General features: G+C 53.2%; 13 protein-coding genes. 8 read left to right on the top strand and 5 right to left on the bottom strand.

The features are described from left to right. The first annotated feature begins 3 nt into the window (after window positions 1-3). Together HUO07_RS14755 and HUO07_RS14750 are read left to right on the top strand one after the other, a co-directional pair. Window positions 4-738: a HupE/UreJ family protein gene (locus tag HUO07_RS14755; protein WP_094584646.1), complete on the top strand. Its 735-nt coding sequence runs from the start codon at window positions 4-6 to the stop codon at window positions 736-738. 15 nt (window positions 739-753) lie between these two features. Then, window positions 754-1,515, top strand: a complete 762-nt coding sequence (locus tag HUO07_RS14750; RefSeq protein WP_113270634.1) for a hypothetical protein — start codon at window positions 754-756, stop codon at window positions 1,513-1,515. An 87-nt stretch (window positions 1,516-1,602) separates the two neighbouring features. Here the strand turns inward: HUO07_RS14750 and HUO07_RS21770 are convergent, their stop codons facing one another. After that, window positions 1,603-1,929: a hypothetical protein gene (locus HUO07_RS21770; protein ID WP_246286688.1), complete on the bottom strand. Its 327-nt coding sequence runs from the start codon at window positions 1,927-1,929 to the stop codon at window positions 1,603-1,605. 715 nt (window positions 1,930-2,644) lie between these two features. Between HUO07_RS21770 and HUO07_RS14740 the strand changes: the two genes are divergently transcribed. The 6 genes from HUO07_RS14740 to HUO07_RS14715 all read left to right on the top strand — a co-directional run bounded on the left by HUO07_RS14740 (window position 2,645) and on the right by HUO07_RS14715 (window position 11,166). Beyond that, window positions 2,645-3,736 (top strand): DUF7146 domain-containing protein, encoded by a 1,092-nt coding sequence (locus tag HUO07_RS14740; protein WP_052703833.1) that lies wholly within the window; start codon window positions 2,645-2,647, stop codon window positions 3,734-3,736. A 540-nt stretch (window positions 3,737-4,276) separates the two neighbouring features. Beyond that, a complete protein-coding gene (locus tag HUO07_RS14735) occupies window positions 4,277-4,930 on the top strand; it encodes an ERF family protein (protein WP_167408823.1) in 654 nt (217 codons plus the stop codon). Between the two features lie 71 nt (window positions 4,931-5,001). Next, window positions 5,002-5,457, top strand: coding sequence for a metal-dependent hydrolase (locus tag HUO07_RS14730; RefSeq protein WP_146779542.1), 456 nt, complete (start codon window positions 5,002-5,004; stop codon window positions 5,455-5,457). Then, window positions 5,454-6,473, top strand: a complete 1,020-nt coding sequence (traF, locus tag HUO07_RS14725) for a conjugal transfer protein TraF (protein ID WP_113270631.1) — start codon at window positions 5,454-5,456, stop codon at window positions 6,471-6,473. Before HUO07_RS14730 ends, traF begins: the two co-directional genes overlap by 4 nt. Further along, window positions 6,473-8,032: a conjugal transfer protein TraH gene (locus tag HUO07_RS14720; protein WP_176304216.1), complete on the top strand. Its 1,560-nt coding sequence runs from the start codon at window positions 6,473-6,475 to the stop codon at window positions 8,030-8,032. The genes traF and HUO07_RS14720 overlap by 1 nt, the downstream gene beginning before the upstream one ends. Next, window positions 8,032-11,166 (top strand): conjugal transfer protein TraG N-terminal domain-containing protein, encoded by a 3,135-nt coding sequence (locus HUO07_RS14715; RefSeq protein WP_176304215.1) that lies wholly within the window; start codon window positions 8,032-8,034, stop codon window positions 11,164-11,166. Before HUO07_RS14720 ends, HUO07_RS14715 begins: the two co-directional genes overlap by 1 nt. A 40-nt stretch (window positions 11,167-11,206) precedes the next feature. Here HUO07_RS14715 and HUO07_RS14710 read toward each other — a convergent pair whose 3' ends face one another. The 4 genes from HUO07_RS14710 to HUO07_RS14695 all read right to left on the bottom strand — a co-directional run bounded on the left by HUO07_RS14710 (window position 11,207) and on the right by HUO07_RS14695 (window position 13,976). Further along, window positions 11,207-11,551 (bottom strand): hypothetical protein, encoded by a 345-nt coding sequence (locus HUO07_RS14710; protein ID WP_035561835.1) that lies wholly within the window; start codon window positions 11,549-11,551, stop codon window positions 11,207-11,209. A gap of 83 nt (window positions 11,552-11,634) precedes the next feature. Further along, window positions 11,635-11,886: a hypothetical protein gene (locus HUO07_RS14705; RefSeq protein ID WP_176304214.1), complete on the bottom strand. Its 252-nt coding sequence runs from the start codon at window positions 11,884-11,886 to the stop codon at window positions 11,635-11,637. 9 nt (window positions 11,887-11,895) lie between these two features. After that, window positions 11,896-13,566, bottom strand: coding sequence for a type IV secretory system conjugative DNA transfer family protein (locus HUO07_RS14700; RefSeq protein ID WP_101146467.1), 1,671 nt, complete (start codon window positions 13,564-13,566; stop codon window positions 11,896-11,898). Next, a complete protein-coding gene (locus tag HUO07_RS14695) occupies window positions 13,563-13,976 on the bottom strand; it encodes a hypothetical protein (protein ID WP_035561844.1) in 414 nt (137 codons plus the stop codon). Before HUO07_RS14695 ends, HUO07_RS14700 begins: the two co-directional genes overlap by 4 nt. Between the last annotated feature and the right edge of the window lie 394 nt (window positions 13,977-14,370).

The raw sequence follows: 14,370 nt of genomic DNA, 5'->3' as shown, positions 1-14,370 counted from the left end.
TGCATGTTTCCATCCCAAGTAAGGGGTGCGCTCGGCTTGCCTATGATGGCACGACGCCACGCCTTAGCCTTTCTAACACTGTTGTTCATGCTGCTGGGTGCCAGTGGCGAGGCCTTTGCTCACGCGGTTGCTGAGGGTGACAAGGGCTACATCCAAGAGATCTATGGCGTTAATCTGATCTCGTTTATGTATCTCGGTGCCAAGCACATGGTAACGGGGTATGACCACATCCTGTTTTTGTTAGGGGTCATCTTTTTCCTCTACCGAATGCAGCATATCGCTATTTACGTCAGCCTCTTTGCCATCGGTCACTCGACGACCATGCTTCTCGGGGTCTACTTCAATATCGGCATCAATAGCTATCTGATCGATGCCATCATCGGGCTATCCGTTATCTACAAGGCGCTCGATAACATCGGTGCGTATCAGCGCTGGCTCGGCTTTCAGCCCAACACCAAGGTAGCCACGTTGGTGTTCGGTCTGTTTCATGGCTTTGGCCTGTCGAGCAAGATCATTGAGTACGATATCTCGCCCGATGGTCTCGTCCCTAACCTTCTGGCATTCAACATAGGCGTAGAGATCGGCCAGCTACTGGCATTGAGCGCCATTCTCATTGTGATGGGCTTCTGGCGACGCACTACGGGCTTCTTACGCCACGCCTATACCGCCAACGTCGCCATGATGTGTGCTGGTTTTATGCTGGTAGGTTATCAACTGACCGGCTATTTCATTGCCTAATTGAAGGAGTCCCCAATGTATAACACTGATCTTCCAACCCGTGCCGAACTGCCGTCAACGGGTAAGTTACTTCGCTCTACGTTGATGGCAGTCGTTATTGCCGTCGCTTTGCTGATCAGCGTCGTGCTACCTGCTGAGTATGCCATTGACCCGACCGGCGCTGGGCGCTTGTTGGGGCTGACGGAGATGGGAGAAATCAAGACCCAGTTGGCTGAGGAAGCCGAGCTCGACCAAGCCAGTGTCCAACAGGCTTCTGAACCCGCTGCACCTCAAGAGGCCGTTAGTGATAGCCAACCTTCGGCTGCAACCGCTACTGCTGCGCCAACTTCAGACGTAGAGACGGAGCAGGTAGCCGCTTCGTTACCAGAAGACCAAGAGATGGTGCAGACTGAAGCAAACGTAGCGCTTGCTGACGCTCCTGCCGCTGAGGAGACACCTTCCCAGGCAACTGAAGAAACTGCGGCATGGGGTGATGAGGTGACCTTCACACTCACGCCGGGTGAAGGTACCGAGTATAAGCTAACGATGGAAGAAGGTGCTGTCGCGACATTCGCTTGGGCGTCCGACGGCGGGCCACTTAATTTTGACACCCACGGCGATGGCAATGGGAACTCCATCAGCTACGAGAAGGGGCGTGGCGTACCCGAAGATGAGGGAGAGCTGGAAGCTGCTTTCACCGGCAACCACGGCTGGTTCTTCCGTAACCGCAATGACAACGACGTGACCGTGGTCTTGCGTGTTGGAGGAGACTACGGGGAGCTAAAAGGTATGCTTTAATTCCCTTAACTGAACCGCTCCGGCCAAAAGGCCGGGGCGGCCCCCATAGCGCACCTAACGACAAACAGCAGAGCTAACGTTTTACTCTTATACAATAGGCAGCCAGTAGCTCACGCCCTCCATGCTAACCCGAACCCCGTCTCCTGAATGCTCTATGGTCTGTTGACGGAGTGCTTTTTTAGATACTTTCTTGTCATGACAGTATTCCATGGTAGTGACGATCCATCGTTCCTTCCACTCCTCCCCTTGATCAGTACACTTAGCCATTTGAATCATGGTGCGAGCCAACTTTTCTTTTCGCCGTTTTCTTGCCCGTTTCTCATCCACCCTAGGGGTCAGTGTGGTGGCATGCTGGCGATTTAAGAAATTGGTAAACCCCGTCACCAAGGCTGCTTGTCCGGGCACCGCACTCAAGTAACTGTCCACATCGCCCTGGTTAGGTAGCCGCTGTCCCTCTCTGTCAGTATTGAGTAACAATGCGGCTGCCGCGCTTAGTGCAAGTCGTGCGGAGGTGTGGGACGTTGTGCCCGCCTCTATACGGGTTTCCAATTACAGCCAACAGGCTTGCAGCACTTGGTCTGATAGCGAAGCGGACGGCATAGAACTGAGACACGCTTGTATACGTCTTTTCTCTGAGTCGATCCGCTTTGCTTGGTGATCCGGCTCTACCCCTTGCTCTTCATGCAACCATCACATAGGGAGCCTCACACGCCGCAATCCCTCTGCCCCGAAGTGATGAAGCAGTTCCGTATAGCTCGGTATGCGTGACCATGCTTGGTCGAGTTACTGCTGGGCCAAGTAGTGGTGCATTGTGCATTTCGTGCTGTGGCCCGCCTCATTGGCAACTGCTTGCAAAGTATTAGTGAGCAGGACAAAGCTGCCTGGCAACAGAAGTGGCTCAAGACGCATTCCGCGGCTTAGCCACACACTGAACGACTAGGCACCCTTCAAGCCCCTCTCCGATTAATCGGGAGGGGCTTTTCTCTGTATAGGACTTCCAACTGCCATTGTTTCGCATGCGGAACATTTTTATTTGGTGGCAGTGTCTCCCCTACCTCTTCATAGCCGTCACTGGTCGCCCTATCTAATTGTGAGATCCGGGTGACCGGAAATGAGAGAGGAGCAGATCATGAGGAATAGCAACAAGTACGAAATTGCTGATGTGAAGCGTGTCGCGGAAGGTCAATGGGATACGGTCTTTCAGGCACTGTGCCCCGAGCTGGAGCATGCAATTGCCCACCCGGGACATCACATCGATTGCCCGATACATGGTGGCAAGGAAGACTTCCGCCTCGATCGCGGCTTCAAGCAACGGGGTACGGCCATTTGCACTTGCGGTAACTGGGATGGTTTTAGCCTGTTGAAAGAGCTGAAAGGCTGGGCTCTTCCCGAAATACTGGAGCAGGTAATGGGGGCTCTCGGTGAACAATCCGTTGAGCCGCTGGCGCCTACAGTATCACGGCCACCGCCACGGCAGGTCGAGGAAAAGCAGGACATCCGGCCAACGCTGCGCAAGCGCTGGGAAGAAGCTCTACCCCTGGGAAGAGGCGAAGGTCGCTTCATGCTGGCGAGCTACTTGCAGTTCCGCGGGTTGCCTGTAAAGCCGATGCTTAGCGTTCTCGAGACGGAGGCACGCCTCCACCCTAGGATGGCCTACATCGAGAAAGGCAAAGTGGTTAGCTACTACCCTGCACTGATAACCATTGTCAGGGATGCGGCTGGAAAGCCTGTCACGATGCATAGGACGTATCTCAACCGCACAGAAAATGGTGTGGTAGAGAAGGCGCCTGTGAGCAAGGCTAAAAAGCTGTTCCCTGTGGTGAAGGATGGTGATGTCCACGGTGGTGCTATTCGCTTAGGCACAGCTACAGCCGGCGTTATCGGTGTGGCTGAGGGTATTGAGACCTCGCTAGCTATTCGGGCTGCTACGGGAATGCCTGTCTGGCCGGTACTGTCAGCTTCCCTAATGAGGTCGTTCGAGCCGCCTGAGGGTGTCACGGAAGTCGTTATTTGGGCTGATCGTGACCTACCCGACAGGAAAGGACGCAAGGCTGGTCAGGACGCAGCGGAAGTGCTCCAGGCTCGGCTTTTAGAGAAAGGGATTCGAGCTTCGATAAAGATCCCTGATGCATCCAGCTCAACTGATGTGAGCGTTGATTGGGCTGATGTGTACACCAGTAGTGGGCTCACGGGATTTCCCCGCAAGAGCAAAGCTGCTTAACCCTTCAAACCCTTCTGACATCCATTGTCAGGAGGGTTTTTCATTTTCAGCATGATGGGATTCGGGAGGAAGGATGCATTTTTATATATTTGCTGAATCTGTTTGGGTCAAGCAGCTACTGATCACTTAGGTCATTTCACTCTACCTCGCTTGAAGCGCATTTCTGTGGCATTGGCGCTTTTTAGCGTGGATAGCATGCCTCCGGGCGGTGATTCTGTGCTCAAGGCTCTGAGCACAGGGTCCAAAGTTACCGCCCTATCTGTCATTCCATAACAAGCCTTGCTTTTATTATCTGTTATTCGTTCTGAGACTAAGGTTATATGGGGCCTAGGGAATGATTCTAGTTCCCTTGCGTGGTGCATCACTTCTCCCTACTTTCTTTTAAATTAAACGTTTGTTTGATTTATCCGCTGGATCGTGTCACTTCAGCGGCGTTGCCACTCCTCTCGGTAATCTCAATACCACCTCCCGTTTGTCTGTCAGTAGCGCCCCTACCCCTCATGAGACCCCGATACCTGGGGGATGAGAGGAGAGCACGTTATGAATCGCAGTGACTCGATCGCCAGAATCGGCAAAGCCCTGGCTTCAGTGCAGGCTGAGCTTGGTGGTCTGATCGCACCGGATTCTACGAATCCGATGTACGACAACCGCTATGCAAGCCTCGCAATTATAATCGGCAGCATTCGTGCCGTCTTGAATAAGTTTGAAATTGCACTGGTTCAGGCACCTGTGCCCGGAACAGTGGGGGCTATGGTGATGGAGACCATGCTCATTCATGGTCCTTCTGGGGAGTACATTGGCTCTTACTGTGAGATGCCCGTTGAGACCCTTGATAGCCATGGTGTGGCGTCAGCCCAGACGTATGCACGTCGCTATGGGTTGATGGCTCTTCTAGGCCTTGCTCAAGGCCCGGACGATGATGGAAATGCTGCCTATAACGCCGCTGTGGAATCCTCAGTGCTTCTCTCTCGAGGAGAGCCTGAGCCATCAGAGCAGCGGGTATCGAACGGTCACCGTTTGGCATCGCGCGAAGCGATTCTAGCGGAGATTGAAAACTCAGATGTTGAGCGATTGGTTTCGGCCGAACGCTGGGTCAATAGCGCTCAACTGGATGCACACCTGTCAGCTCGGCTCAAGGGAGCGATCGCACAGCGACGCCGAATTATCCAGCGACAGCAATCCCAACATGCTTAACGTTCCATAGCCCCATCCCTTTGTGGAGTTGGGGCTTTTTCGCGTGCATGACACAGGTATTTGGAGGCAGCTTGACCGGGAACGCTCATCGATTATTCGGCCTGGCGCTTGGCGCATCGGCTGGTGCGATTATGACCCCCTTTTATGGCGGGATGTCTGCGCTGGCGGTGGCGGCGATGGCGCTGCCTGGATCAACGGCACCTGACTGGCTGGAGATCCGCATTGGTCCAGCCACGCTCATACCCCATAGGACTGTGACCCACTGGTTGCTCCCTTGGCTAGGGCTGGCAGTGGCATCGGCCGTTTGGCTACCTGATGCGCCATTGCTTGCCGCCCTTCTCTTAGGTTTCTCGGTTGGTGGGCTCTCTCACGTCATTGGAGATGCTGGCACCCCTTTGGGAGTGCCTGTGTGGCACCCCGCCAAACGCCATTCCCTGAAGCTGTGGGATGGCGGCACTTCAGAATTTTGGCCCGTGCTGTTGGCCTGGGCCATTGCCGCGATATTGATACGGAGCCTTGTGCTATGAAACACATTACCGCTGGCCCTTTGCCGGCGCCATTTCTGCGGCTAATGCTGGCGCTTTTGCTAACGCTGAGTTCGACCGCTATAGCCCAGCCTGGTGGAGACCGAGGGCAAGCCTGCCTTGATAGCAATAATGCTCGCGAATGCGGTTGGTTCTGGGGGCACTTAGATGATGATGAGGAAGAAGAGCCCGAAGAGCCCCCAGTCGAGATACCGATGGCCAAGGCGCCTGAAGAGGAGCTGGATTGTACGGACCCAGAACAGTGGGAGCCCTCTTGTGGTTTTGTCGACCCAGAGGGGAGCTTCGAGTTTCAAGCCAAGCAGCGCGACATGCTGCTTAACCAGTCTGTGATGAACCCCAACAATCCAGAGACAGTCGAGGCCTTTCAGCGGTATATGCGATGGGCCGTCGACCAAGCCATCACAATGTCGAGGATGTGGGAGTGGAATCAGATCCAAAACCAGGACCTCAACCCCCTCGTACATAGCCCCGTCTCCTCCTTTGGGCTTCGTGCAGCGTCACGAGCACGCGATGGCAAGCGCAATGCGGTCATGGAAGAGATAGATGACCAGAATGGGTTTCTCGTCTGGTTTACCCGGTCTAGCTGCCAATTCTGTCATGACATGCAACCAGTTATGAAGCAGCTCGAACGACGTACTGGGCTCACCATTTACAACGCCCCACTTGATGGGGGGTGCATGCCAGAGTTCTCGAACAGCTGCGATACCACAGGACGCTCAGTAGAGGCTGCTGGCCACCTTGCCGTCGAAGCGGTACCGGACCTCTGGCTTTACCTGCCACAGGATGATCTTTGGTTCCGCGTCTCCAGTGGTGTTGAAGCAGCGCAGCGGATTACCTCGAGGATTGAGGTCTTCTTTGGTGCTATCCAACGAGCAGCAGAAAAGGGCCTCGAGGCGGTTGGTGATGGCACGAGTCCTCCCGTTGATTTCAGCGTTCCCGACATGCTGGAACGGTCATCCGGTGGCCTCGGCGCCGGCATTCCCCAAGGAGTTGAGTAATGTTCTCCAGAAACAAATTGGTAACCATGGTGGCAACAGCCGTGATCAGCGGAATGTCGATAACGGCCACCACAAGCCTGGCTGAAGCCAACGCACTCGAAAATGCGTTTGACCGGCTATCCAGTGCCGGAGGCGGCTTCAGTAGCTCAAACAGCGCAGCGTCGTTTGAGACCAGGACACGGCATGGATACACGGCCGGGGGGTTGACCATGCGGTTTTCTCAGAACCGCTACTCGCTAGTCAACATGGACCCGCCGCGGCTAGACGTAGGCTGCAATGGCATCGACGCGCATTTTGGTGGCTTCTCCTATATCGACAGTGAGCAGATCCAGCAGATGTTGGAGCAAATCGCCCAAGGGGTTGTAGCCCTCTCCTTCCAGCTCGCGCTCAAACAGCTCTGCCCTATTTGTGGGGATGTGCTTGAGTTCGCACAACGCATGGCACAGGCGGCGGCGAAACTATCCCAGGACAGCTGTGAGGCTGCTACCGCACTGGTTGAGGGGTTCCCTGACTACTCCGGCGAATTAGGGAATCTCTGGTGTAGTTCGGTAGGGATGTTTGAGGGCGTGGAAAGTGACTGGCTGGCAGCCCAGAAGGACACTTGTGATAGCAAATCGGATTCGGGCCGCGAAGTGCGAGACCACCTCAGCAACAATCCCGGGGATCGCGCACTGGCCTTAGAGCTTGATGGCAACCGCACATGGCTAGGCCTTCAAGAAGCAGGTATTGCCCCTGGGCGAGATGGCAGGAACAACATGGGGGCAGAGAACAAGATATTTGCCGAGCTATTGATGAGTTGGATTGGTACTGAGGTTCGCAACAAAGGGGGTAGTGGCGACTCGAACACCTTTGCGCCAACCATCGAAACTGCCGATGCGATGCTGGACATATTCCTGTGCGGAAGTGATAAAGCCTCGCCGACCGTCATTGAATACGCTGACTTCGTGAACAGCTTTTGCGAGGACAAGATATGGTCAGGCGCCTCAGGCCAGGCCACCGAGATTTATACTTGTAGCAACAGTGATCTGAGAGACTGTTGGAACCCGAACAAAGCAAAGGTTGAGGATATATCACTAGGCCACGGCTTTTTGACCACGGTGATTATGGAATTGGAAGGTGCGGTTAAGAACGTTGCCAGTGGCACCCCGCTGACCGCTTCTCAAAAGGCCATTATTGCTGCAGCGCCCTTCCCGCTCTATCAAGCAGTTAATGTTGCAGCGACCTACCCGGACCTTGCCTACGACCTAGTAGTTGGTAACTCGACCATTCTGTCTTACATGATCTCCATTGAGTACATTCGCTATGCCGTCCAGGCAACGGCTAAGACATCGATGACATCATCCGTGCCGGGTGAGATCTTGCGCGAATTCCGCGAGGCCCAGAATGAGCTAGTTGTCATGACCTCCCAGAAGGCTCAGCAAATTAACCTTATGGCTGAGACTCAGGAAAACATAATGAGCCAGGTTGACAAGATCAACCGCGCCACGTTGCGAAATCTTCATGCCATGGGTCTATCCGGCATGGATTTCGCTCGTGATATGGTTCGGGAGATGGACTGATGAAATGGCTTGTTCCTGCCCTTATAGCTATTGGATTGGTCGCTGTTCCGGGGTTAGCAATCGCAGAGACCATGACGCCTGCAAGTGGTGACACTTGGACATTTTATGGCTATGGCAATGGTTATGCGCTGGCGCAAATACTGGAGGCGATTAAACGCCTGACTGACCCTGACTCAAACCCTGGGTTCAGGAACTTGGCGCTGTTCTTGGCGATGGCCGGCTTCCTTGCGATGTGCTTTACGGGAATCCTGGGTGGAAGTCTGCAAAAGGTGGCCATGTATTTTGCCGGCATGATTCTTACTGTCTACATGCTGTTCTCTTTGAAGGTCGATATTCTTATTGAAGACATGGTGTGGGATGGCGTTGGGTCGCCCCAATTCATTCAACGAATTGAAGGCGTTCCGGCAGCCATCGGTCTTCCTGCTGTTGTCATCTCAGAGATAGGGATGTGGGCTACAAACGGCATTGAAACTAACTTCACGACGCCAAACTTCGAAAATCTACGTATTTCAGAGGGGGCTCCCATTGGCATGGCGGCAAGCATGTTGAATGACATGAAGAAGATTCGCCTGACTGATCCGTACCTGCGATCAAGCATTCAAAGTTTCATGAATGACTGTGCGTTGCCGAATATTTTTAGCGGCAAAATATCCCCGGTGACGCTAATTACCTCACAAAATGCATGGGGGGTTTTAGGCAATAACCTGAACCGGGCAGTTTATACCGTCGTTTATGACTCGACCGATCCAAATGGTGGCATGCAGGCTTGCGATGAGGCCTACGCGAGCATTGACAACCGTTTGCAGACTGCAGCTCCCGCGCTATTGAACGGCATGAGGGAAGCTTCCCCGTTCTGGCTTCAGCAGGCAGCAGGTTCAACAGCGCTGGCACAAGCCGCTCTGGATGATTCGTTTCGCTGGGCCTCAGGGGGAAGTGCCGTTCAGGACGCCACAGGGCTTGCCACACAAGCCGCAATCGCAGAAATGTACTCAGGCACCTATGAATACGCAGCAATGGCCACAGGCTCCAACGAGCTGATCTCAGCCTTGAATATGGAACAGGCTCGACGTGCCCAGCAATCTGGATGGTATAGCACAGCTATTCTCTTCCGGGATATGGCGGGCTATTTCTTCGCGATCCTTCAGGCATTCGTGATTGGGCTGGCGCCGATTGTGTTTGCTGCGGTGTTGGTCCCCGGCTTAGGCAAGAAGATGGGCACCTCGTATGCCCAGGTGATGACCTGGCTCATTTTATGGTGGCCAGGGCTCGCTATCGTGAACTACATCATGATGCTCTATTTCCAGGGGCAGACAGCGGGATACCTCGCTGATGGTCTCACCATGGCCAATATGAGCGCAGTCAGCGAGATGTCGGACAAGATGGTGATGGCATCAGGTTTTATGTCCACCTTAGTTCCCGCCATCATGTGGGGGCTAGTATCTGGCAGCGGTTACGCCTTCACCTCTGTCTTGGACAGGGCATCTGGTAGCCAACAAGCGGCGACAGCCGCGAACAACATGTCTACAGGTGCAGCTTCGGCTGGCCAGGTAAGTATGAACAACGCGAACATGAATGCTCACCAAACCTCTCACCGTTATAGCTCTGGGGAAGAAGTATCGGCCCACCATGTAGGGGTTGGAGCTTCTACTGTGACCAGTATGAGCGGCCAAGATATGAACGTGGGCTTACGCCCAGCTGACTTTAGAGCGAACTATTCGGCTTCGCAATCATACTCAGAGGCTACACAGCGCACTCAAGAAGCCAAGGAGTCGTTCTCACAGCAGTCTCAAAGTATGATGACCGATTCCCTTCGAGGTGCTACTCAATACGCCCAAGACAATGGCTATATGCAAGACGGTTCGATTGATTGGTCTCGAATGAGTCAAGACACCCAAGGTCAGAGGTATATGAGTGAATTGGGTGCAACCCGTCAAGTGATGGATCAAACAGGTCTTTCTGAGCGCGAAATAAACGATATGACCATGCACGCAGCAGGTAAGGTGGCAGCTGAAGCAGGTGTTAAAGGCGAGCTTGGGCTTAGCCTTAGCAGTGGCATAAGTGGTTATTACCGAGGCTCGGCGGCTGTTGAGGCCGGAGTGCGTAGGTCCCAGTCGGATCAAGATGCGCGCGAAGAAACCACCAGTGTTGCGCAGGCAGATACTGGAAAGCTCGTTTTTGGTGAAGACGGCACGCTAAGTGTTACAGGACAAGATGGTAGTCGTTACTCCCAGAAGTTTACCGAAGGGGAATCACGTCAGGTTCTTGAAAGCCGTGCCGGTGAAGACCGAGCATCAATGCTCTACGCGGCTTCAAATGATTACCAAGAGGCCGTGCAGGTTCAGCAACGAGCAAGTGAGGAATACACAACTAGCCGTTCAGGCTCGCTTCCTACAGCTGCAAATCCTCACGCTGTAGCTGGCATACAAAGTGATTTTGATGTTGTCCGGAGTAAAGTAGAAGGACAAATGAGTGAAGATGTAAAAGACATTTCCGGCCGAGGGGCCCTTGTCATGGGGACAGTAGGGGCCAACACCGCCGATGTTAATGAAAGGGCAAGTCATGCAGACGCCACTACATCGCCTATTGGTGCTATTGGTGTCAGCGGGCTATCTGTTGATTCGCCTACGCAATTGAATGATATACAAGCCAATGCCCAGGCTCCTGTTGTTCGTCCTGATAGTTACCATGTTATAGACACAGGTGAGAGCTTTACTGTTGCTGATCGCAGGGATCTAGCGGCAGCTGATGCCAGCAACGCTGACGCCATGATCACGGGTGGCGATAGAACGAATATTCAAGTCGGCAATGATATGTTCGTACCCGCGCTTTACACCCAAGATGAGAGTGGTCATGGGCAAGCAATCTATGCAGTCGAGCGAGAAGACGGGCATGCATATTACCAATATGGTGGCGATGGCACTTTTGAGCCGGTTGATGTCGAAGCCCCGCCTAGTCAGTCTCAGATTGACTCCCAGGCCAGAAATGGACCCACCTTGAACGCAACTGAAGCAACGATAACAAGGATACAGGTCCGTTCAGGGGGTTCTTCATCAGATTCATCAAGCAATGAATCGATCCCTTCCCCTGCCCAAGGCGAGGAAATTGATCCTCGGGAATTTATGCTGTCTCGATAAGAGGAGCCATATAGGCAAAGCCCCTGCCAAGGCAGGGGGGTTATGTGTTTCGGATGAGCTGCTTGTAGCGTTTCAGCATAGCTTGTTGTGCTAGGAACAAAGCGATGAAACCCGCCCAGATAAACGGGACAAATTTGCTCAGCCCACTGTTTGAAGTGTACGCGGTGAAGAATAGTAGAAACGCAAATATCACTGCATTAACCGCATAGATAAAGATAACGTTCTGCCTGGCTCTCCACTTAAAAGCCCTGACTACATCTTCTTCATTAGCACCGATCAGTTGGTGCAGCTCATTTGCGACGAAAGAGCCCTGGGATGGCTGAGCGGCATGTTGCCGTGCTGCGATCGCACGTTGGCGGCGAGCTTTGCGATTCTTGTTAGCCATTTCGACCTCCGAACGATCGACGCAATCACCTTGCTGTTATCTAATAATACCATACGACGATTTCAAATTACAATAAGAAGCGGCTATTTTCTCATCTTTTCTGCTGGGTCAAAGTATGAGCGCTTATGACATGAGTGGGTAACAAGGTCGATATGGGCATGAATTATCGTCTTGGCAAGCCAAAGAATATACCCACCGGCAAACTTCAATACCTCTATGGTTCCCTTGGATAAAATATCCATGAGCGGTCTAAAGACTTCCTTTACTCCCGGAAGAATTCCTAAGAGCAACATAGCGAAGATGGCGATTGTTGCCCAAAATAACACTGTAATCATAACTACCCCCTAAACAGTTGCTGTAAGAAACTCGTTTAGTCGTTCCTCGAAGTTAAGCGCCTGTTTGTCGGCAGGCATCTTCATCTTGCGTTTTATTACCTTAAATGAAGGAATGTGTTTGGGGTAGTTGATCATTGGCGTTCTCAAATGATACATGCGAGCGCCCATCATCATGACCGCTTGCCCCATATCCATGGCTCTCAATTGATCCGGTGTTACCCTGAACTCCTCAACTTCGCGCCAGCTTTCACCCATGCCGCCGCCATCGGACATGCTGGATTGTGGGGTGGTTCTCAAATACTGCGCACTCTCTCCCTGGTTAGCCGAGACTGAGACAGTACGTTGAAAACGCTTGGTTTTACCTAGTATTTCTGCGGCCTCTTCAGGGCTGTCTTTCGCACCGAACTTGAAGAATATTTTGTTCCATGTGTTCTGTATCACGATGTCTGCAAAGTCTGGCGAGACTCGATTAAGCTGGCTGAAGGACTGGAAGGCTGGAATCAGTGCGATATTGGCCGATCGCGCCTGCTCGAAGAGACGCCCTACCCCTTCCATTACGTAAGCACCCATTTCATCCAGAAGTGCGATGAAATGCTCTGGCCTTTCGCCCTTGGGTAAATCCTGAATATAGGCAACAGCAGAGCGAATGTCCGAGACGATCATTTTACCTAGGTTGAGGGCTGCGGTGTCCTTTCCCATCGTCGGAAGCGAGACATAAAGCATGTGGCCCTTCCGAATAATCTCCGTAAGCACGATTTCCGGGGCATAAACGTTGAAGACCTTTCCAAACTTACCCTGGGCGAACAGTGCAATCCGGCCTGCCATCCCGCCCAGCGTTTGCTTCATGCGGTTGAGGTCGATTTTTGTCCCTTCCTTGGTACGGGTACGGAACTGATCGAGGAAGATCGATAGCGCCCTCTTCTCAGGCCCTTGAGGAGTCATTCTCTCCAAGTTTTCAAGGGCTCTATCGGACTGCAATAGAATTGATAGATCGCCGAAGTGATATAACTGACCGGAGGCTTGCAGAGCGGCAATGATGACAGTGAGTGCATGATTGGCGGATTGCCTGTAGTGATCGGCGCCTGGATTGTTCTCCGCAGAAGGAATGAGGTTCATCAGCCGCGATGCCACCTCATCAGGATCGCCGTGGAGAACAGGGTTATAGGTATTGGCGTTATCGGGGTCTGACACGTCGATAATGTAGAGTTCATCTTCGCGGCCTGTCACCTTGGCCATGTACGCTAGGTGATCCCGAGTGTCCCGATCGATCTTGGCGTCAATGAATAGCCATCCGCGCCCACGCGCAGTTTGCTGCCAGAGGATATATTCACCAAGAGTAGTCTTACCCACACCAGACTGACCCACGATCGCAGTGTGTCGCTGCCCGAGGATGTCGGGCATGTTGATTCGAGTATTTTTGTCGGTGGTCAGGCCGATATGTAAGGAAGGCCCCTTATCATCTACTGGCTCGTCTGAAGGCAGCACGAAGCCCTCTCGGGAATCCTCGTCGTACTGGCGCAGCTTGGCCATAGCCTGGCTCCATGTGAGCTGCGCCATCCCCAGCGAACCCAGGACGCCAGCAGGCCATGCTGGGAAGGTGCCGACAGCCCAAGGTGTAGCGGCCGCAACGCCGGCTGCAATGGCGGTAAGTGCCAGCGCATCCATTCTGCCGGCTATCATGGGCAATCCTCCAGCGTCACGCTATCAGCACGGAACATCCCGGCTGCCCATGCAGAGGGGGCGATGTAGCTACGGCTGTCGGGCAGCGGTGCCTGATGGCAGCGAATCATCAAAGATGAGCTGTCGTCCAGAGGATGAAGGCTTATGAGGTGTCCTGGGTAGGACGCGAAGACTAGAACTCCGATATAGCCTTGGGGCAAATCTTCTGGTGGATTGCCTCCAAGGTTCAGCGACCAGGCATTGAGCCAATCTAGCTGGCTGGTCACCATAAGCGACTTGCTAAGTAGCGCGCCAGCATCATGACCGCCGTAAAGCTGATGCGCGGGTTCATTGGCGCCTTCCTGAGCATTGGCAAACAAAGGCATGGTTGTTGCCACCATGATCAGCGCAGCCTTGAAAAGAGTTTGCATTATTTGTTGTTCCTATCAAAGAAGCCACTGGGCAAACGATCCCTGCCACCAGCCCCACTAACGCTCGGTAGCATGTTGTTGGGTAGCGATCTTCCTCCTGGAACAAGCGAGTCAAGAAAGGAATGCCACATGCTATATTGAAATTGCTCGGTATATGCATTGCCTGAAGTAGTCACGAACGTAATCCTGCCGGTATAGACAATACTTCCATGAGGTGTAATGGCACCCTCCTTATTGCGGTGGCCATACGTATGGTAGGCGGGTGTGCCAGGGAGCACTGTGGTCGGACTTGAGCCGTCACCCCAGTCGACAACTGCTTTTTCAACTCTTCTAACGTTCTGTCCACCGTTCTCAAAGGACGTATAAGTGAGCGATACATCTAGCTGGGTTTCTA

Origin of the sequence: Vreelandella maris (assembly GCF_013371085.1) — a bacterium.
In the GTDB taxonomy this organism is placed as follows: Bacteria; Pseudomonadota; Gammaproteobacteria; order Pseudomonadales; family Halomonadaceae; genus Vreelandella; species Vreelandella maris.
Note: the sequence above shows the minus strand (reverse complement) of the source record. Positions and strands in the feature narration are given on the sequence as shown.